The following is a 19,938-nucleotide window of genomic DNA, read 5'->3' as shown; positions in this document are numbered from 1 at the left end:
AGAGTGTATGGCAGCTTAAAAGTTGATCCAGAGCTGGGCGTAAGCCCAATCCTGTCCTGCTGCAGTTCGCCCGAGGTTTTGCGAAATATATGAACCAGGCCACAGATGGCCATAGCCACCTTGAAAGGCTACCATGCCATCCATGAGGAAATGGGTCCAGACGACATCAATCTCGTCACCGATATCGGTCTTGGTGTTGCCCGGCTGTGAGAAGACATAGACACCCTGGCTTGCGCGATACCAATTATCTCGGGCATTGGCCAGGTGCAGGTTTGTGTACCATACCTCGATGTGATCATTCACGGTGGGTCGGGCTTGTATGTTGGCGGAGAAACTGATCATGTTCTTCCACGCTTGTACATCCATATATCCCATATGGATGTGATTCGTCGGAAAGAAGTTTTCAAACGTATTGGCGGTCTTACAAGGGCCATAGGCTGAATTTAGCGTACAGTTCGCACCGCTGTCTCCAGAGGCATAGTCAAAATTGAAGGCTACCCGAGGTTTCCATGGCCAGTTGAATGCTGTATACCCGATCCAGTTCCTGGTCGCCAATGCACTGATGTGGAGACACTTGCCCTCACCTCCTGAAGGACCGCACAGGCTGCTTGCGCTGGCAGCTGTGTCCCCCATCTGTCCGAACTGATAGACCACTTCGCTAGAGAGATCGAAGTAACCTTTCTTCATGGCTACCCTGGCTCCGAGGGTATGGCGATTCTGATCACCGTGCTTCGGGGTACCCAACCCCTGTGAGGAAATGGCGCCTCCACCAATGTTGTTGTTGTAATAGATATAGTACGGTTCGATGAGAAACCCTGGTACAGTCTTGATCTGATTGTAGAATATGATCAGGTCGGCATCACCGTCGGCATTGGCGATGTTCGCTTGACCACTGCCGACGCCCGCCCCTTGGAGGAGGTCCGTTTCTGCCGTTCGAAACCAGCCGACATGAGAATCCAGTATGCTGTTACTGTATTGCATCATGACCCCGTCAAACGAGAAGCCGGTGTTGGACCAATCAAAGTGACCGAACAAGCTCTGATCGCCGAACACCAGATACTGCCGACCGGCCTTGAGACCCAGACCCTGTATGCCGACAAAGTTACGAATCAACATGTAGCCGGCTCGCACGCCGAGGGTGCAGACCGGCCGCTGGCCCGGCTCAGGCGTGGCCCCACAGGTCTGGATCGAAGGGTCTCCGTTGTTCCCAGCGCCCCCGGGTCCGACCGGCGTGCCGTTTCCGCCCCAGGTGCGTGAATCAATGAGCTCCAGGTAAAAGTTGACGTTGGGTGACAAATCATAGCCGATGCCCAATCGGATCATCTGCTGGACGAATTGATCGGTGGCGCTGCCTGGCAAGTTATTTGGAGCAGTACCAGGGGCGTTACATTGTCCGCTGGCGCCGATACCGCCACCGAAACAGACGTTGCTGCGGAATTCAGGACGTACACGCAGATCCGCGCGAAGCCAGAGGTTTCTAATGTCGAAGTTTCTGCCGATCTTTGGATCGAACAGTTCGTAGGCTTCCTTTTGAGGTATGCCACGCCCGATGACGATTGGATTGGTAATCTTTTCCCCTTCGGGCAATTCGAAGGCGCCCTCGGTTGGACCACAGAGGATAAATGGCCCGACCGCCGCCGTTATCGCCGCGAGGAGGACCGTCTTCCAGGATCGCCGAACTGTCGGTTTAGGAATCGTCCTTACGGTACCCATGCCCTGAACAAGAAATGGTCGACTCGCGCAGGCCCTTCAGCACGATGAAAAAGAGTGGGTAACGAGATGCCCGTATATATGATTATCTATATAACGTCAATGGGAGGGTTCAATGAGAGCCGGATAATAGATGAGAAGCTAAGTTCGTGTCATCTTCCTGAAGCCACCGCACTGAACATTCCTGGTTACACGGGGCCAGATCTGCTGACAGACGCGGAGGCCTCCTCAGGTGGTTTACCGGCAGCGGTGATCTCTTCTTCAGCTTCCTTCATAGAAGCTTGAAAGTCCTGTTCGACCATTTTGACTTCTTGCTGGATCATGTTTAACTCCGGTTCCACCGACTTGCGAAGATCCTCGGCCGTATCTTTAAAGCCCTTAATGGCTTTCCCAACTTGGCGTCCGACTTCAGGAAGCTGTTTCGGGCCAAATAAGAGAAAGGCGATCACCAGAATAATTAAGATCTCGCTGGCTCCCAATCCAAACATGATTCAGGGCAGTAATAGTAATGCCGTTAATCTCCCCGCGTCCAGTCGTCACAGCACACTCAGGTCTTCTACCCTTGTTTCACCTGATCCGGTTGCGCCGATTGGGGGGCTGACGATTGTGTGGTTTCTGATCGGGCATTGACGTGACTGGAGGAGGCAGACTGCGACTGAGGCTGCTCAGATTGTTCGGCCGGTGTCACGTCAATGGCATCGGCCTCGTGTACGGACTTCTTGAAACCCTTGATGGCTTTACCGAGGCCTTCTCCCAATTGGGGAAGCTTCCCGGCCCCGAAAATGATCAGGACAATGATTAAAATCAGCAGTAATTCCATCCAGCCAAATGAACCGAACATCGAAACCTCTCATGAATGCGGTAAGTATGGACTTCGACCGGTTATGCCACCGAAATGGAGGCACTTCTCGCCCGCTTCATTCGTCTCGAAGGCTATAGGAAGATTACGGGACAAGTCAAGATGAAGAGGTGGGTCAGGCGGCGTTAGAACGGTTGGATAATTCCACCTCCGAGGACCTGATCTCCATCATAGAAGACTGCGGATTGGCCGGGGCTTAAGGCCCGTTGAGGCTTCCGGAACTCAACGCGCATGCTTGAGGAGGTCAACGGTGACAGAATTGCGGGCGTCGGGGGTGTCGCGTAGCGGACTTTGACGTGAACTTCAGTTGGGCGCTCCAATAAATGAGACACAAAGATATTGAGGTCGCTCACCGTACACTCTTGTCTGTGCAGGGATTCCTCCTGACCGAGCACAACGGTATTCGTCGCTGGGCGGACTTCCTGAACATAGAGCCTCTGTCCTGTGGCAATGCCCAGGCCGCGGCGTTGGCCCGGTGTGTAGAACGCAATGCCGTCGTGTCGGCCCAAGGGCTGCCCGGTCTCATCGATAAGGAGGCCTGGTTTCTTGGCTTCTGGAACCTCTTTTTCGATGAATGTGCGGTAGTCTCCTTGAGTGACAAAGCAGATCTCCTGACTTTCCTTCAGCTCATCGGCCGGGAGGCCCAAAGTCTCGGCTTCCCTCCAGACGTCCGATTTGACCAGGTTGCCGAGAGGAAAAAGGAGTCTGGATAGCCAGGAAGGGTTGAGGCGGTAGAGAAAGTAGGTTTGATCCTTGCGATCATCAGTGGCTCGCACGAGGACCGGAGTTCCCTGGTGTTTCTGAAGTCGAGCGTAATGACCTGTCGCTACATAACTGAAGTCCCGCGAGGCGGCGAGATCCATGAGTCCCCGAATCTTCACTCTCTCGTTACAGCGGACACAGGGATTGGGTGTCGTGCCAGTGGTATAGCCGTAGAGAAAATCGTCAACGACTCCCTTCCGAAAGATATCCCTGGCATCGATGACTTCGTGGGAGATGTTGAGAAGTCTGGCGACGTGCTTGGCGATGCCGACCTTACAACATCCGCGCTCTTGCCACTTCTTGGATGGTGATACGGCTTCGTCTTCGGGTTCCCAAACCTGCAGAGTAATCCCGTGCACCGCGTAGCCTTGGCGGACGAGTAATGCTGCTGCAACGGAGCTATCAACTCCGCCGCTCATACCGAGAAGGACGGTCTGGCGATTCATTGGCACAGCATTGTACAGGGAGAAGTCGATAAAGGGCTAGAGGTCTATCGCCTGCGCTTTGGCTCGATGGGATGCCAAATCGTGAACGTTCTTGGAGGGTGATGGGTGTTCATCGGTCCATTTATGGGCTCCCATGTCACACATGCCATGGAAGTGGGCGCCATCCTCAATCGAAATGCCCGGTGTGCGAAGATCGCCGATGAGGATGCCTGGCTTAAGGATTTGAATTTTGTCGGTGGCTGTCACCGTGCCGTTGATCTTCCCGCTGGTCATCAGGGTACCTACCGAAAGAATGCCTTTGATAACCGCTTGCTCTCCGATAATGAGAGCCCCGGTGGTGTGGACTTCGCCTTCAACGCGGCCGTCGATGCGGATGGTCCCATCAAAATTGAGAACGCCTTTGAAATCGACCCCTTTTCCGAGAAACGTAAAATTATCGGTGTTGCTCGACTCTTGAGCACCTTTGTCGCCTAGAGCCCACATCAACTTTCTTCACTCCTTGTGACGCTAACCGACGAGTGCATTGTCCTCAAATGAGGTCTGACAGGAGAGGAAGCTCGTTCGGTGAGATGGCGCCTCATCTCTTTGTTGTCTAGTGTATCACATGATTAGGCGGAGACCCTCCGGATGGCCGGCTCGGCTGAAATGCCGATGGAGTGAAGGGGTGTGGCTTCACGTTGGTATTGGGGGGCGGCTTGTCCCATCTCTAAAGTGCCATTAAAGAGGACCCCTTCTTCGATGGAGAGAACGGGTGTGGTGACTCCGCCGTCGATGATCGCAGGAGCTCGCAACTTCATCTTGTCTTTGGCATGAATATCCCCTGTAATCTTCCCCTTACAGACGATGGTGCCGGCCGTAACTTTCGCCGTAATGACAGCTTCTTCGCCAACCAACAGGATGCCATCGGTATGGATTTCCCCCTCGAGGGTCCCATCGATCCGCACGGTGCCGTTGTAGGTGATGGTCCCCTTGAACACAACACCTTTCCCGACAAAAGCGCTGACATCTTGCCCGGGCTCGTGTCGCATAGACTCCAGACTCGACCCATTGCTCTCACTGTCAACGTCGTCGGAACGCCTACCGTCTTGTTTGTCCTTCCACATACTCGCCCCTCCTCTCACGTGTTTGGAATACCCGGGCCCTATTGAACAGCGGAGTCCTTATCCTTAGGGAGCATATCGGTCGGTTCCGCTGAGATATTTAGCGTTCATATGCCGCAAAAGCAACAAGATCAGCTTTTTGGGCGAGCAGGTGGCACCGAGCCCAAGACGAGGGCTAACTCAGGAGGGTCTCCACAACTCCATCGAGTTCGTCGGGGGAAAAATAATGAATGACGACTTTTCCCCCTTGCTTGTGGGAGTGGATTGTCACTTTCGTGCCGAAGCGTTTCTGTAACCTGGTTTCGAGATCAGCCCAGTGTGAACTGCGAGGACTCTTTGGCTGCCGCTGCTTTCCTGCAAGGGAGAGTTCCACGAGCTTTTCTGTTTCTCTGACAGAAAGAGCTCCTACGGCCACCATTTTGCCGACTCTGAGCTGCTCATCCGAGGATTGGAGGCCGAGAAGGGCTTTCGCATGACCGGTTGTCAGGGTTCCCCCTTCGACGAGTTCCTGTACTTCAGGGTGAAGATGGATCAGTCGAACAAAGTTTGCGACAGAGGAACGATCACGTCCGACTTTGACGGCAATCGCGTCCTGCGTCAGGCCGAATTCATTCATCATGCGCGAATACGCCCGCGCGGTCTCCATCGGATTCAAGTCTTCCCGTTGGATATTCTCAACTAATGCCAGTAAGAGAGATTCTTGATCACTGCAATTGCGAACGACGACGGGGATGGTCTCAAGACCGGCTTCCTTCGAGGCTCGCCATCGGCGTTCTCCGGCGATCAATTCGTAAATGCCGTCACCCTTGCGGCGAACTATAATCGGCTGAAGAACCCCGCTCTCTTTGATAGACGCCGCCAGTTCAGCAAGTTCTTCCTGGGGAAAGGTGTGCCTCGGTTGATAGCGATTGGGCACAATGCTCTCGACCCGAATCCGCTGGATATCGGCCGGCTCCGTTGGCTGGCTCGTTTTGGAGGATGGGAGGAGGGCGCCGAGCCCTTTACCGAGGGCTTTTTTCTCCATGGGCCATAAACTCCTTAGCTAAAGATACGTATGCTTGCGAGCCTGCAGATGCCACGTTGTACAAAATTCCAGGTCGGCCGTAACTTGGAGCTTCTGCGAGTGAGACATTGCGCGGAATGACGGCTTGATAGACCTTATCGACGAAGTGGGATCGTATTTGTTCGACCACTTGTCTCGATAAGGTATTGCGCGAATCAAACATCGTCAAAATAATCCCCTCCAGGTCGAGGTTTGAATTAAACGATTGGCGGACAAGATCGATACTCCCGATGAGTCTGGTGAGACCCTCCATCGCGTAATATTCGCATTGGACTGGTATGAGGACCGAATCTGCGGCGGTAAGAGCGTTGATGGTGAGAAGTCCAAGGGCTGGTGGACAATCTAGAAAAACAAAGTCGTACGTCTCTCTGATCTCGCTGATGATGGTTCTAAGATGGCCTTCGCGCCCTTCAGTATTAACGAGCTCAATTTCAGCCCCTGCAAGGTCCGAGTTTGTCGGCAAGATTAAGAGTCCTGGAACTGATGTCTGGGTTGAAGACTCTTGGATTGTGCTGTGTTTAACAAGGCAACTATAAGTTGTGTTCTTCAAGGACTCGTGGTCAATGCCTAATCCACTCGTCGCGTTTCCTTGTGGGTCCATATCGATGAGCAATACGGATTTCCCTTCCAACGCGATGGCGGACGAAAGATTTATTGCCGTAGTGGTCTTGCCAACTCCGCCTTTTTGATTCGCGACCGCAACCACCTTTCCCATCGAAGAACTCCTACACCATATTTGTTCCACGTGGAACATTAAGAACCGTTGATTTAGGATGAGGGTGTAACGACGGAGATCACTCTTCGCCCATGTCCTTTCTGAAGCTGAAACGTGTATTCGCTTTCCAATAACCAGTTGGAAGAAAAGTACGAACGATTAATGGGTTGTGACGAATAGAGAATGACTTTTCCTCCCGGACGAAGGAGCTTTGTACCATTGCCTAGAATCAACTCATGTCTCAAGGCGCGGGTTGTCAGGTAGTCAAATGATCCATGAGATAGATGCTCATTCAAGAATCTGTCTAGGGTTCCGTCGAATATGTCGACGTTTTCAAGCCGAAGGAGACCTACGATGAAGTGAAGGAAAGAGGACTTCTTCCTCGTCGGCTCAACGAGAGTAATATCCAGGTCAAGTCTGGCAATTTTTATGGGGATTCCTGGAAACCCAGCTCCCGTCCCGACATCGAGCAGTTTGGCCCCAACCTTAATGTGCTCGGCTTTGAGCGCGACAAGAGAATCCACAAAGTGTTTGATGATGATCTCATCATCTAGGGTAAGGCTTGTGAGATTGAATGACTGATTCCAAAGTTGAAGCTGATGCAGGTACACCATGAACTGCTGCACCTGCTTGGCACTGAGTGGAACGCCAATTTCAGTCGAGCTTGCCTGCAGCAGCAAGGAAGATGAACTCGTTTGTTCCACGTGGAACAATTACGCTGATGTGAGGGTGAGGTCAATAGGGAAGGTTGGGTCCACTCGAATATTACGACACTATTTGTCGACTAGAAGGAAGCTGGCGCCGACTCTTTTCTATCGCAACTAGAAGCAACGATATGGCCGCAGGAGTCACGCCGGATATTCTCGATGCCTGGCCTACTGTCTCAGGTCTTACTCTATTGAACTTCTCTCGAACTTCCCTGGAAAACCCTGAAACCATGTTGTAATTGAACGTGTGAGGAATTAGTTTCTGCTCAAGTTTCTTAAACTTATCCACTTGTTGGATCTGACGACGTACATAACCTTCATACTTGATCCGGAGTTCCACCTCCTCAGCAATTTCATTTTCCTGAATGAACGGCATGCGAAAAACTCTTAAGAGTTCTTGATAGCTTGATTCCTGCCGACGAAGAAGCTGTGCCATGGTCATGGCAGGCGAGACGTTCTCGAGATACGTGTCTTTTGTCTCTAACCGTATTTCCGCGGTGACTAGCGGCCTGGCTGAATTCAGAAGTTCGATCTCCTTTTCGATTAGATGTTTCTTCTGCACAATTCTCTCATACGCTTCCTCAGGAATCAGACCAACGTCATACCCAACCTGCATGAGTCGGAGATCTGCGTTGTTGTGACGGAGGAGCAGTCGATACTCTGCTCTTGACGTGAACATTCGATAAGGTTCGTAGGCATCTTTTGTAATGAGATCGTCGATGAGTACCCCGATATAGGCTTGAGATCGGTCGAGGATGAGAGGAGGCCTCCCTCGCAACTTCAGAACGGCATTGGCACCCGCAACTAAACCCTGTGCCCCAGCTTCTTCATACCCAGAGGTCCCGTTGATTTGTCCGGCGTGATAGAGGCCTGCAACATGTTTTGTTTCGAGCGTTCGGTAGAGTTGACGAGGAGGGAAATAATCGTACTCAATCGCATAGCCAGGTTTGAGCATCTTGGCATGTTCTAATCCAGGGATTGTTTTGAGCATAGCCGTCTGAACGTCAACCGCCAGGCTGGTTGAAATACCGTTCGGATAAAATTCGATCGAATCCAGACCCTCAGGTTCGATAAAAATCTGGTGTCGTTCCTTCTCGGCAAAACGCACGACCTTATCCTCGATGGAAGGACAGTACCGAGGTCCGGTAGATTCGATGATGCCGCTGTAAAGCGGCGAGCGGTCGAGATTTTTTTGGATGATCTCGTGCGTCTCTCGGTTGGTATAGGTCAGGTGACAGAGAACTTGTCGCGTGGTGATGTGTTGGGTGCGATAAGAAAAAGAAGGAGGAGGAATATCACCGGGTTGAGGAATCATCACCGAGAAATCAATCGTAGCCTTGTCCAATCGCGGAGGAGTTCCGGTCTTGAGTCGTCCGATCTCAAATCCCAGGTCTCGCATGCAGTCAGAAAGGTGTTCGGCCGAAGCTTCTCCCGCGCGACCGGCCGGAAAATGGTTCAGCCCTATATGGATAAGACCCTTAAGGAATGTACCTGATGTTAATATAACTGCCTTGGCATCGATCCGTTCACCCGAGCCCGTCACGATCCCGGTTACCGCACCTCCCGCCACGAGCAGTCGATCCACAACTCCTTCCGCCAGAGTAAGGTGCTCCTGCGAGGCGAGGGTTTCCTGCATAGCCATGCGATACAGTGATTTATCGCATTGGGCACGCAACGCCCGCACCGCCGGTCCTTTGCTTGTGTTGATGAATCGAAATTGAATCCCGGCGCGATCCGTATTCCGCCCCATCTCGCCGCCGAGCGCATCGATCTCCTTCACGAGGTGTCCCTTGGCGATGCCTCCGATTGCCGGATTACACGACATCTGTGCGATTCGGCCAAGGTCCATCGTCAAAAGCAAAGTCTTTGCCCCCATTCGCGCCGCAGCCAATGCTGCTTCGCAGCCGGCATGACCGCCCCCTACGACAATGATGTCAAATGCTGCAGCCACCGGCTCCTCTATTTACCGATACAAAACTCGGAAAAAATGCGGTCCAACACTTCATCAGACGTAATTGCCCCGACAATTTCCCCCAGCGCATCAGCTGCACCTCGGAGATCGACCGCCACAAACTCGGGTTCAAAGCCTCGTTCGATCGAGACCAGTGACTCTTGGAGTGATGTCTCGGCCTGCTCGAGCGCGACCCGATGCCGAACATGAGTGATGACGACACCATCGTTGGCTTCAAAAGACGGCTTCACAAAATGTGCTCGAATAGCGATCTTCAACGCCTCCAATCCCTCGCCCGTGCGAACCGAGATGGGAAGAACCTTGCACCCTGTTCGAGCACGAAGTGCATCAGACAGTGATTGTACGGATGCACCATCGATTAAATCGATTTTATTGACGATGAATAAACGTTCGCGACCTAGTGAAGGAGAACAGACATTCCCGAGCTCCATCTTGGCAAGTTGAGAGGCATCCAAGACATGCAGGATGACATCCGCCTGATCCTGAGCTTCCTTGGACCGACGGATGCCTGCAAGCTCGACAAGGTCCGTTGTATCACGCAACCCAGCGGTGTCGATCAAGGTCACTCGCAGACCGTCCCAGACGACCGATTCTTCGATAGTGTCTCGAGTCGTGCCGGGAATGTCGGTCACAATAGCTCGGTCTTCACGGAGCAAGCTGTTCAGCAAACTTGATTTGCCGACATTGGGCTCCCCGGTGATCACCACTCGGACTCCGTCGCGCAGTACGCGTCCACTCTCGGCGGTCGCCAACATTCGTCGAACGTGAACCAGGGTCTCTTGGAGAGAGGCGGTCATCTCATCACGTCCAACGAACGCAATATCCTCCTCGGTAAAGTCGATTCCTGCTTCTAGGTGAGCCAGCAGGCCTACAAGACCGGTGCGCAGTCGGTGGACTTGCTGCGCGAGCTCGCCGCGAAGCTGGCGCTGTGCCAATCTGAGGCCGAGTTCGGACTTGGCTCTAATGGTGTCCAGCACTGCCTCAGCTTGAGACAAATCTAGGCGGCCCTTCAAGAAGGCCCGTTTGGTAAACTCTCCTGCCTGTGCAAGACGAGCTCCGGCAGCCACGCAGGCCTCACAGACTCGTTGCAGAACCAATCCACTTCCATGGCAATGAATCTCAACCACGTCCTCCGCGGTAAAAGACCGAGGTGCCTTCATATAGACCACCAGGCCTTCGTCGACTACCTGCTCGGTCAACGGCCCAGTCTTGGAAACTGATTGGCTGTCGATTGAAGAAACAGGCCGTAAGAGAATATCGGCGAGGTGCAGTTTGTGAGAAGTGACCGATAGAAGCGATCTCTTGGAGCGTAGCCGAACAACCTGGCTCACTATGTCGACGGCATGCAGCCCGCTTATCCGAACGATACCAATACCTCCCTCACCGGCAGGAGTGGCAATTGCACAAATCGTATCCTCGGGTGTTCCAACGGACGGCATGTTCCCACACGTTCGGGAGGATCAGTCACATCAATCGAAACCGACTGAGCATCATTTCTTGCCGCCTTGTTCGTCCGTAGCCGGGACTATGACGGGAGCTCGAAAGAAAAAGCGATCCGTGACGAACTGTTGCACAATGGTGAGCAGGTTATTGGTCAACCAATACAGCACGAGGCCGGCCGGAAAATTGATGAATAGGAACGTCATGAGGGCCGGAAGCATCAGCATGATTCTCGCCTGAGTCGGGTCCATGGTAGTCGGTTGAATCTTTTGCATAACCACCATACTGATGCCCATGATGATAGGCAGAATATAGTAGGGATCCTGAACCGACAGATCGGTAATCCACAACCCTAACGGCGCTTGGCGTAAATCGATCGTCATATACAGAATATTGAACAGCGATACGAACACCGGCATCTGCAATATCATAGGAAGACAGCCGCCCACAGGATTGACCTTATGGTCTCGGTATAGTTTGATCAGCTCCTTGTTCAACCGTTCACGATCGTCTTTGAATTTTTCCTGGAGAGCCGCCACTCTTGGCTGAATGCCCTGCATCTGTTTCATCGATGTGTAGCTCTTGTATTGCAAGGGGACAAACAACAGCTTAATGATGACTGTCAGGAGGATGATCGTTAGTCCATAATTATGAGTATAATCATTGATATAACGAAGCACGTAGAAGATGGGTTTGGCCACGGCCCGGACCATGTCCCAACTCCCGAAAAGGAACCATCCAAAATCGATGGTATCTTCGAGCCTAATTTGCAAACTCTGAAGCGTGTCATACTCCTTGGGGCCGGCGAATAGCCGGAGTCCGAGAGGTGCCCCGGACGAATCGACAGCCAAACGAACCGCCGTGGAAACGAGCTTGTCCCCTTGTTTTCTAGGCAAAGCGGACGCATTCGTCCTTGGAATCAGTGCGGCAATGAAATACTTATCTTGTAGCGCAACCCATTTCAAAGCGCCCTTTCGCTCCGTCTCGGATTCCGGCGCGTCGGTTTCAATCTTCTCGTCGATGAGCGAGGCGGCTCCAACGGAACCAATGAACCCTTCTCCCCAATCCACCACGCCAAAATTCGTCCCCAATCCTACTTTCACCGCCCCTGCGAGTCCGCTGGATCTCAACCCGATATCTACGACATAGCTATCGGCATGAAAGGTCAGTTGTTTTTCTAGGCGTACACCGGTCTCGGGATTATCATAATAAAAGGCCATATGACCCGTGGGATGGTCCCGGTCCAAGGTTGTAAAGTCCTTCTCCACTCTGTAGATCCCATCGCTCAATTCCTTTGAATGAGAGGAATCATCGGCTGATACCGTCAGGGGCTCGGCAAACTTGCCTCCTTGTCGAACGAGTTGCACAGGGGCCTTCCCATCAGAACTGCTGTGATAGCGTTTGAGTTCCCAGCTAATTAGCGCGGCACCGCGCCTCGTGAACTTAGCTCGATACAGATCCGTTTCCACCTCGACGAACTCTCTTGCGAAAGGTTCACCACCCACTTCTTGAGCCCCGACGTCCCCACCAGATGGTTTTCCCGGGGACGCCTCCTTAGTCACAGGAACCCTTGACGTCGGAGCTGCGGGACTTGTACTCGCAGGGGATGACGTATTGTTCGTGGCAGGCTCGCCCGGTTCCGAAATGGTCGGTTCAGGGAGGAGGCCCAGCTCTTTTAGCAGGTACTCATACCCAAAGATAATCGCAAGGGAGAGTACCAAGAATACGATGACTCGCTTTTCCATGAGGACGCTATGCTTTCTCTAATAAGAGGTAATCGTCGCTACTTGACCGGGTCTTCTCCCCCGGGATGGAAGGGGTGACATTTCAAAAGCCGGAGGATGGCTAATCCAAACCCCTGTAACACTCCGTATTTGATGATGGCATCGGAGGCATATTGCGAACAACTTGGTTCGAATCGGCATGTGCGACCATACAAAGGGGAAATCACCATGCGGTATCCCCGAATAAGCCACAGACACAACGATTGCATGTCAATATGCCCTTGGTCGAAGAAGGTGGAGGCGCTCAAGTGCGGTTCTCCATGCATGGACCAACCCATCCCGAGATTGCAGTAGTGCGTCCCGCTTTGGAAACACGAGAAGTCCCCGCCCTGGAGCCAAGTCCGGATGTGATTGCCTCACCAGTTCACGAAACACTCGTTTGGCCCGATTCCGTCGGACCGCATTTCCAAATCGCTTCCCGACGATAATCCCCACGCGACTCGGGGCCTCATCCATCTTGTGGGCCAAGAGATTGAAGAGGGTGGTCGAAGTTCGCCGACCATGATGTTTGACGATTTGAATGTCCCGATTACTACGCAAAAAAATGACATCTCGTCCCTGCGCTTTGGCCGTCATTGGTAAAGGGGGTGTATCTTCGCAGCAACCAACCCGTCCATGATCCCGGAGAAGGCTCTAGATGGTAGGTGAACGCACGCTCAACAGCAACGCGAGCGATTGGAGCGCGACCCGAAGAACACCTGCTCATTCGACATGATGTGTCTAGACAGTCAACCGAGCTCGTCCCTTAGCCCTGCGGCGGGCCAGTACCCTGCGCCCGTTCTTGGTGCTCATACGCTTCCTAAATCCGTGCTCCCGCTTCTTTTTCAAGTTGGACGGTTGTTGAAATGTGAAAGACATGATCCCCCCTTCGATTCCATACCTTAAAATCAGCAGCTCAAATGAACAGCGAATTATAGGGGAGGCACTTGGGCCTGTCAATTTCATGTTCCTGCTCCCTTGGCCTTCTGATCCCTGTAGCATCGACAGACTGCAGACCTTAATGTGCGTAGTGTTGAGGCGCTTTTGCTTCCTGCCACCAGAATGCCACAACATCTCCTCCCTAGAGAGGATCAAACTCAACATAAACATGTGGACTAGAATGAATCTTTGTCCAACAACGACGATCATCGATGGCACCGAGCTTGCTGCATATTTTCGGCGTCCTAGTATGCCTGAAGGTCTAAGTCTGTTATGCTGGCGCATCTCTCTTGAAATGCTTTTCATGGTTATTTTCATGGTTTATGTAAGGGTAGCACCGGCTGCAGATCATGGACTGCCACGCATTAATAGATAAAACGAAGGAAGAACTGAATTACCCACAGCTCCGGGCAGAATCTGTAAGGAGGATTCTTCATATGGTGAGAAAAGCATCCGTTGTTGCTCTTGTCGTGACTCTCATTGGGATCGCTGGATGTGCGGAGCCTCCCACCCAGCAGATTCAGGAAGCGGAAAAAGCTCTCAAAGATGCACGGGAAAGCGGGGCCGCCACCTATAGCGCTGAAGAGTATGCCAAGCTTGAAGGTACCCTTGCGGCATTGCGGAAAGAAGTCGCCGATCAGGATGAGAAGTTCACCCTATTTCGAGACTACGGCAAGACCCAACAACTGTCCGCCTCGGCCAAAGCCGATAGTGAACGGATCAAGGCGACCTCAACGCAAAAAAAGGAGGAAGCCAGGGCAGCAGCCCTGCAAGCTCAACAAGTCGCTGAAGAGGCAGTGAAGGCAACGCAAGATTTGGTCGCCAAGGCACCCGTCGGAAAAGATCGGGCGGCGGTGGAGGCCATCAAGAACGACGTGGAAGGGTTGAAGTCATTACTGAAACAGGTTCAGGCCTCGATTGACAAAGAAGATTATCCGGCTGCGCAAACCCAGGCAAAGGCTATTCACGACATGAGCCAAGGCGTGTCAACTGAAATACAGAACGCTCTCGCGAAGGTGGGAAAAGGAAAACCCGCAAGAAGAAGTCACACACGGCATGGCGCTTAATCACAGACATAAGACGCTTGCCGCGATTCTCTGGGTCCTCTGCGTGACCGGTTGCGTTCAAGCAGTCCCGCCGGACCTCATTATAGCCCTTGAAGCCATCGATCAAGATTTAATCGCAATGCGGGCTCCGGAGTCCGCCCCTGATGAGTACCGGCAGTTCGTTCGCCAATGGATCTCTCTGAAAGCGCGCGTCCAATTGGACGATGATCTGATCAGATGGCCGTGGGAATCGAGTGATCTTGAGGATGAACTCCGGCAGCTGTACATCCTGGGCGAACGTACGGTCTCCCAGCTGCACGAGAGACAAGCGTCGCAGCATCGCGCGGCACAGGACAAGGTGATTCGCCTGGAAGAACAGCTTCATACGATTACATCGCGGGTCGACTCCATCGATGGGCGTATCCTCCTGGGAGAAAAAGTCGTTCAAACAGATCTCCTTGTTAAACAGGCCCGTTCCTTCTTCGAGCAACGAGACTTTCAACGAGCCATGCAAGCGGCAGAGAAAGCTGATCACGCCCTCAAGGCCCAGGCTTCATTACTCAGCCAAGAATTGGGGCGATACGCCGACGACAGCCGCATCGCCTTTTGGCAAACCTTGGCCAAACAGACCATCGCCTGGTCGCGAACCCACCAATCAACGGCAATCGTGGTGAGCAAGGCCGACCGAGAATTGACTCTCTACAAGAGCGGACGGAAGATGTTATCATATTCCGTCCGGTTGGGGTTCAATGGCATGTTGGAGAAACAATTCCAGGGGGACGGTGCGACACCGGAAGGTCGGTATCGTGTGACGGACAAGCGAGGCCAAGGGCAGACGCAATTCTACCGAGCCTTGGCGCTGGATTATCCCAATGCGGAAGATCGTCGGCGATTCGCCCTTGCGAAAAGGGCGGGAACGATCGGTCCGGCCAAAGGCATTGGGGGCCAAATCGAAATCCATGGAGCCGACAATGAACTCTTGGCCCAGACCCTTGGGTGCATCATGCTCGATAATCCGAATATGGCTGTTCTCTATGAGGGCGTCTCCATCGGGACGCCGGTCACGATCGTCGGTGCCTTGACGAAAGAGAACGCGGTGGCCATGGCCTTATCTGAACTCGCCCAGCGTAGAGACGAAACCTGAGTGTAGCCTGATGGGCCGACTTCTTCTTCCAACTTCAGCGGCGGTCTTACTGTTACTCTTACTGCTGTTACTGGTCGTGAGTGCTCGGACACCCGGTCTCGTAGCGCTCGAAGCTTCCCAAGCCGTTCACCAACCGGCTGTCCAGGACAACGCCGGTCTTCGTACAATGCAAGCCCGGTATAAGGTGCTCTCCAAGCAGCTGTCCCAACTCATGCCGAACCAGCCGTACATCTTAGTCGACACGGCCCGCAACCGACTCTATGTCAAGCACCAAGCTCACGTCGTTCTCGATGCGATTGCTTCGACCGGTAGCGGGACAATTCTTGACAAGCCCGGTGAAGGTAACAGCCAGTGGGTCTTCGATACGCCCCGAGGAGAATTTCTCGTCAAGTCGAAACTGACCAATCCCACCTGGATCAAGCCCGATTGGGCATTCATCGAAGAAGGACTCGCGGTGCCACGAAATGCCGCCGACCGTGCCGAGCAAGGGGTCCTCGGCGAATATGCCTTGGGATTCGGCCAAGGCTATTTCATCCATGGGACATTGTATACTCGTTTGTTGGGAAAAAACGTGACGCATGGATGCATCCGGCTCAATGACAGCGATCTTAAAGGTGTCTACAAGCTCGCTCGAGTAGGGACACCGATCATGATCTTTTGATCCCTCAAGAGCGCGCAGATACTACCAATGAACCTCTGCGCCATTCTTCTGCTGCTCGCCTTCACCACGCCAAGTTGGGCAAAGGATATCGAAGCCTTTCACGACTTGAATCTCAACAACCCCAACGAGCTGAAGGAGGCAACGCGCGTCCTTGAGGAAGAGCTCAAGCTGGCTGCTCGTCCTCAAACCTATCTCCTGATCGATTTGGGCGGGAGCACGATTCACATCAAAGGCCGTGGAATCGGCCTTCACCAAATTCCCATCATTGCATGGTCCACAGGCTCACGGGAGGGTCTCAAGGGAATCCACCGATTGGCTGCACGGCCTCAGGTCGTCAGACGCAAGATCGAACCGGGTGCCGGAATTGACCAGGAGCCTATTTCTCTCGTCGATATGCCGACCAACTATGTGTTGGCCTTCAATCCCTCGCTGAGCATCACGGTCGTTCCGTCCGTTGCCGGCGAGAGCCTCCTTCAAAGCGCCGTCCTCATGGCAAAAGCGGGATGGCGAAATGTGAAGGACTGGACGAGTAGCCTCTTAACAGACCGTGCGTCGGAGCCCACTTCTCATCTTCGCCTGACCTTATCGGTCGACCATGCACAATCCTTGGCCTGGTCTCTGGTTGATGGCATGGCTCTGGTCATTCGTCGCCCGACCGATAAGTAGCGAAGCAGAGCCTAGAGTCCATGTTGCCTTTTATCTATAATCTCAATAAGATATCAATTGTTTACCCACAGATCATGAACAGGGCCCTTGCCGATGAGGTATCTATTGTCGCTTGGAATATCGGAGAAAGCACAACCATTGGCGACATCGACTCATTCACCGCACACCATCGCCACGCTGTTCATATTCCATTAGGCCGTGATCATGCCGCCAGGGTGAACCGCATCACAGCGGCGTTGACAGCGACTCCACCATCTCGTCGTCAGCCTGTCACCTTGGAGAAGCGTCCTAAGCGCTCTCGCCGTTGATATGCCTGTCACCCCAGAAATCCACGTTTCGCGCGACGTTCAGGAATGCGTGCAGAAAGCAGCCGCCTTCATCCTTGCCGTCAGCGAACAAGCGATTCAATCCACCGGTCGATGTCTGATCGCGCTCTCGGGAGGATCTACACCGAGGAGTCTCTACCGAACTTTACGCGACCCTGAGTGGAGCTCGCGTTTCAATTGGTCGAGCATCTTTTTTTTCTTTGGAGACGAACGGTGCACGCCACCTGAACACCCGGAGAGCAATTTTGGCATGGCTCGGACGGAACTGTTTCAACCGTTGACTATTCGGTCCGACCATATTTATCGGATGAAGGGTGAGTATGAGGACCCCATGGCTGCGGCTCAGGAATACGAGGAAACGATTCGAAGACTTACCCAATGTCCTGTTCCAGATCTCCCTCGCCTAGACTTGATCCTTCTCGGCCTCGGCGAAGACGGCCATACGGCATCACTCTTTCCCGGAACCGCTGCCCTCCAGGAACAATCCAAGCTCGTCACGGTCGGCCATGCTCCCGCAGGCATCAGGGCTCGCCTCTCGTTAACCCTAGGTGTTCTGAATCGAGCTGCTGTGATACTGTTTCTTGTGACCGGCCCAGGTAAGGCAGAAATGGTCCGCCGGGTCATCGAGTCTGAATCCAAGACGGATCATTCCTTGCCGGCAGCGAGAATATCACCGCAATCGGGTCAACTCGTGTGGATGCTCGATCAATCCGCTGCACAACAGCTCAAGAAACTGTCACGCTAAGAGGATATATGATTCTCGCAGCAGACATCGGAGGAACTAAAACAAACTTAGCGCTCTATGAGTGGACCACTGAGCGAGCGGAACCCTTGCGTTTGGAGAGTTTTCTCAGTGGAGACTACAAATCCCTGGAAGACATTCTCGTAGAGTTCCTTACTCCACCCAAAGGGCCATCGACCGCTGCTTCACCGGAAACTGAAGAACAAACCCAAGACGAAAACCTTGTCACCCTACCTGCCGAACCAGTGAAGCTGGCGGCAGCCTGTTTTGGAGTCGCAGGACCGGTTATCGACAATCGATGTCAAACGACGAATCTCCCCTGGGTTATCGACGGTCGGACTATCGCTGAGCAGTTCAATATTCCTCGCGCGCAGTTACTCAATGATCTCGAAGCAACCGCCTATGGCCTTCTGTGGCTACGGCCAGACGAGCTTGAAGTGCTGAATGCGGGCAATCCGCCGAACAAACGTCAGGCATTGGCCCTCATTGCCGCGGGCACAGGATTGGGTGAAGGCATCTTATTCTGGGACGGCAAAACATACCGTCCCATGCCGTCTGAGGGAGGCCACACGGATTTTGCACCCACCAATGATCAAGAGATCGAACTCCTTCGCTATCTTCGGAGTCAGTATCTCCGTGTCAGCTATGAACGGCTTCTGTCCGGCCCAGGCCTACATGCCATTTATGAGTTCTTGCGCGACACCAAGAAGAATGAACCGACGTGGCTTGCACAAAAGATTAACGTCGGCGATCCAGCCGCCGAGATCGCCCAAGCTGGATTGCAAGGACAAGCCGAGATTGCCACACAAGCCTTGGATCTCTTTGCCTCGATCTATGGGGCAGAAGCCGGCAATCTCGCCTTGAAGGCGCTCTCCCTCGATGGTGTGTATGTGGGTGGCGGAATCGCGCCCAAACTCATCACCAAGCTTCAAGACGGCACGTTCATGAAAGCCTTTGCCAATAAGGGTCGCTACAAACGACTCATGACTCAGATACCCGTGAAAATCATCATGAACCAGCAAACGGCCTTGATCGGTGCGGCGTCCGTCGCAGGGGCCCTCTCCCTCACCTCCGCGCCATGACCTCTGGAGATCTCGACAGCTTCAAGAGATCTGCTGCTCTAAAGGCCATTCAATTTGTTCACGACGGAATGGTCGTCGGCCTGGGGACAGGGTCGACGGCAATGCATATGCTCATCGCACTCGGCGAACGAGTCCGTACCGGCATGAAACTACGAGGCGTCGCAACGTCGCAAGAAACCGCAACACTCGCGAAACAGGCCGGCATTCCGCTTATCGATACCGAAGATCGATGGGAGATCGATGTCGCGATCGATGGAGCCGATCAGGTAGACCCGAACTTCAACCTCATCAAAGGCGGCGGCGGAGCGCTATTGAAGGAAAAAATTGTCGCGGCGTCGGCAAAGCAATTTATCGTGATGGTCGACCACACCAAACAAGTATCGGTGCTTGGCGGGTCATTCCCTCTGCCTATCGAAGTCATCCCCTTTGGGTGGGGCAACACCGCAGGCGAAATTGCAGTGCTCACCAAAAGCCGCGTGGCACTCAGAGAGCGCGACGGGGCTCCGTTTAAGACCGAGGCTGGTCACCTTATCATTGATGTCCATATCGACCGCATCGAGCGGCCGGGCGAATTGGAAACAGCACTGAACCTCATCCCCGGTGTAGTTGAGACCGGTCTCTTTGTCGGTCGGACGAGCGTCTTGATCGTTGGTACGCCCCAAGGCGTTCACGCCCTCCATGTCCCAAGGAAATGACTGCTCGTTCAGCAGAAGAGAGATTCTATTGGAGGTCACCCGACGGGCATGCTTTCTTCTGACTGGCCCGATAGCCTATACACTTGTATCATCATCGAAA

At 53.3% G+C, this 19,938-nt stretch carries 23 protein-coding genes; 8 read left to right on the top strand and 15 right to left on the bottom strand.

Annotated elements, in window-relative coordinates; translation table 11 throughout:
- Nucleotides 1-15: 15 nt before the first annotated feature.
- From P0120_16360 to rpmH, 15 genes are all read right to left on the bottom strand, one after another.
- Complete coding sequence (locus tag P0120_16360; protein ID MDF0675886.1) at nt 16-1,713, bottom strand: alginate export family protein; 1,698 nt, start codon at nt 1,711-1,713, stop codon at nt 16-18.
- A gap of 185 nt (nt 1,714-1,898) precedes the next feature.
- Nucleotides 1,899-2,198 (bottom strand): twin-arginine translocase TatA/TatE family subunit, encoded by a 300-nt coding sequence (locus P0120_16355; GenBank protein ID MDF0675885.1) that lies wholly within the window; start codon nt 2,196-2,198, stop codon nt 1,899-1,901.
- A 68-nt stretch (nt 2,199-2,266) separates the two neighbouring features.
- Nucleotides 2,267-2,551: a twin-arginine translocase TatA/TatE family subunit gene (tatA, locus tag P0120_16350; protein MDF0675884.1), complete on the bottom strand. Its 285-nt coding sequence runs from the start codon at nt 2,549-2,551 to the stop codon at nt 2,267-2,269.
- Nucleotides 2,552-2,694: 143 nt separating this feature from the next.
- Entirely contained in the window at nt 2,695-3,777 is a 1,083-nt protein-coding gene (gene mnmA, locus P0120_16345) for a tRNA 2-thiouridine(34) synthase MnmA (protein MDF0675883.1), read from the bottom strand.
- Between the two features lie 36 nt (nt 3,778-3,813).
- Nucleotides 3,814-4,260, bottom strand: a complete 447-nt coding sequence (locus P0120_16340) for a polymer-forming cytoskeletal protein (protein MDF0675882.1) — start codon at nt 4,258-4,260, stop codon at nt 3,814-3,816.
- A 125-nt stretch (nt 4,261-4,385) separates the two neighbouring features.
- Entirely contained in the window at nt 4,386-4,880 is a 495-nt protein-coding gene (locus P0120_16335; protein MDF0675881.1) for a polymer-forming cytoskeletal protein, read from the bottom strand.
- A 172-nt stretch (nt 4,881-5,052) separates the two neighbouring features.
- Nucleotides 5,053-5,901, bottom strand: a complete 849-nt coding sequence (locus P0120_16330) for a ParB/RepB/Spo0J family partition protein (GenBank protein ID MDF0675880.1) — start codon at nt 5,899-5,901, stop codon at nt 5,053-5,055.
- Nucleotides 5,879-6,655 carry an AAA family ATPase gene (locus tag P0120_16325; protein ID MDF0675879.1) on the bottom strand — a complete coding sequence of 259 codons (777 nt, stop codon included), beginning with the start codon at nt 6,653-6,655 and terminating at the stop codon, nt 5,879-5,881. The genes P0120_16330 and P0120_16325 overlap by 23 nt, the downstream gene beginning before the upstream one ends.
- A 53-nt stretch (nt 6,656-6,708) precedes the next feature.
- The gene (gene rsmG / locus P0120_16320; GenBank protein MDF0675878.1) at nt 6,709-7,359 is read right to left on the bottom strand and encodes a 16S rRNA (guanine(527)-N(7))-methyltransferase RsmG; all 651 of its coding nucleotides are present in this window, start codon (nt 7,357-7,359) and stop codon (nt 6,709-6,711) included.
- A 61-nt stretch (nt 7,360-7,420) separates the two neighbouring features.
- Nucleotides 7,421-9,313, bottom strand: a complete 1,893-nt coding sequence (gene mnmG / locus P0120_16315; GenBank protein ID MDF0675877.1) for a tRNA uridine-5-carboxymethylaminomethyl(34) synthesis enzyme MnmG — start codon at nt 9,311-9,313, stop codon at nt 7,421-7,423.
- An 8-nt stretch (nt 9,314-9,321) separates the two neighbouring features.
- Nucleotides 9,322-10,773, bottom strand: coding sequence for a tRNA uridine-5-carboxymethylaminomethyl(34) synthesis GTPase MnmE (gene mnmE, locus P0120_16310; GenBank protein ID MDF0675876.1), 1,452 nt, complete (start codon nt 10,771-10,773; stop codon nt 9,322-9,324).
- A gap of 51 nt (nt 10,774-10,824) precedes the next feature.
- Entirely contained in the window at nt 10,825-12,519 is a 1,695-nt protein-coding gene (yidC, locus tag P0120_16305; GenBank protein ID MDF0675875.1) for a membrane protein insertase YidC, read from the bottom strand.
- Nucleotides 12,520-12,557: 38 nt separating this feature from the next.
- Complete coding sequence (gene yidD / locus P0120_16300) at nt 12,558-12,767, bottom strand: membrane protein insertion efficiency factor YidD (protein MDF0675874.1); 210 nt, start codon at nt 12,765-12,767, stop codon at nt 12,558-12,560.
- 1 nt (nt 12,768) lies between these two features.
- On the bottom strand, nt 12,769-13,134 hold the full coding sequence (gene rnpA, locus P0120_16295) for a ribonuclease P protein component (protein MDF0675873.1): 366 nt from the start codon (nt 13,132-13,134) through the stop codon (nt 12,769-12,771).
- 144 nt (nt 13,135-13,278) lie between these two features.
- Nucleotides 13,279-13,416 (bottom strand): 50S ribosomal protein L34, encoded by a 138-nt coding sequence (rpmH, locus tag P0120_16290; protein MDF0675872.1) that lies wholly within the window; start codon nt 13,414-13,416, stop codon nt 13,279-13,281.
- A 497-nt stretch (nt 13,417-13,913) separates the two neighbouring features.
- Between rpmH and P0120_16285 the strand changes: the two genes are divergently transcribed.
- Genes P0120_16285 through rpiA form a run of 8 tightly spaced genes read left to right on the top strand, consistent with a single transcriptional unit; the run spans nt 13,914 to nt 19,838 of the window.
- Complete coding sequence (locus tag P0120_16285; GenBank protein MDF0675871.1) at nt 13,914-14,543, top strand: hypothetical protein; 630 nt, start codon at nt 13,914-13,916, stop codon at nt 14,541-14,543.
- Nucleotides 14,533-15,666: a L,D-transpeptidase gene (locus tag P0120_16280; GenBank protein MDF0675870.1), complete on the top strand. Its 1,134-nt coding sequence runs from the start codon at nt 14,533-14,535 to the stop codon at nt 15,664-15,666. The genes P0120_16285 and P0120_16280 overlap by 11 nt, the downstream gene beginning before the upstream one ends.
- A 10-nt stretch (nt 15,667-15,676) precedes the next feature.
- Nucleotides 15,677-16,327, top strand: a complete 651-nt coding sequence (locus P0120_16275; protein ID MDF0675869.1) for a L,D-transpeptidase — start codon at nt 15,677-15,679, stop codon at nt 16,325-16,327.
- Nucleotides 16,328-16,354: 27 nt separating this feature from the next.
- Nucleotides 16,355-16,993, top strand: coding sequence for a hypothetical protein (locus P0120_16270; GenBank protein ID MDF0675868.1), 639 nt, complete (start codon nt 16,355-16,357; stop codon nt 16,991-16,993).
- 20 nt (nt 16,994-17,013) lie between these two features.
- Complete coding sequence (locus P0120_16265) at nt 17,014-17,301, top strand: hypothetical protein (GenBank protein ID MDF0675867.1); 288 nt, start codon at nt 17,014-17,016, stop codon at nt 17,299-17,301.
- 1 nt (nt 17,302) lies between these two features.
- Complete coding sequence (pgl, locus tag P0120_16260) at nt 17,303-18,064, top strand: 6-phosphogluconolactonase (GenBank protein MDF0675866.1); 762 nt, start codon at nt 17,303-17,305, stop codon at nt 18,062-18,064.
- An 8-nt stretch (nt 18,065-18,072) separates the two neighbouring features.
- Complete coding sequence (gene glk / locus P0120_16255) at nt 18,073-19,143, top strand: glucokinase (protein ID MDF0675865.1); 1,071 nt, start codon at nt 18,073-18,075, stop codon at nt 19,141-19,143.
- Entirely contained in the window at nt 19,140-19,838 is a 699-nt protein-coding gene (gene rpiA / locus P0120_16250) for a ribose-5-phosphate isomerase RpiA (GenBank protein MDF0675864.1), read from the top strand. Before glk ends, rpiA begins: the two co-directional genes overlap by 4 nt.
- The last annotated feature ends 100 nt before the right edge of the window (nt 19,839-19,938 follow it).

This window comes from Nitrospira sp. (assembly GCA_029194675.1).
GTDB lineage: Bacteria > Nitrospirota > Nitrospiria > Nitrospirales > Nitrospiraceae > Nitrospira_D.
Note: the sequence above shows the minus strand (reverse complement) of the source record. Positions and strands in the feature narration are given on the sequence as shown.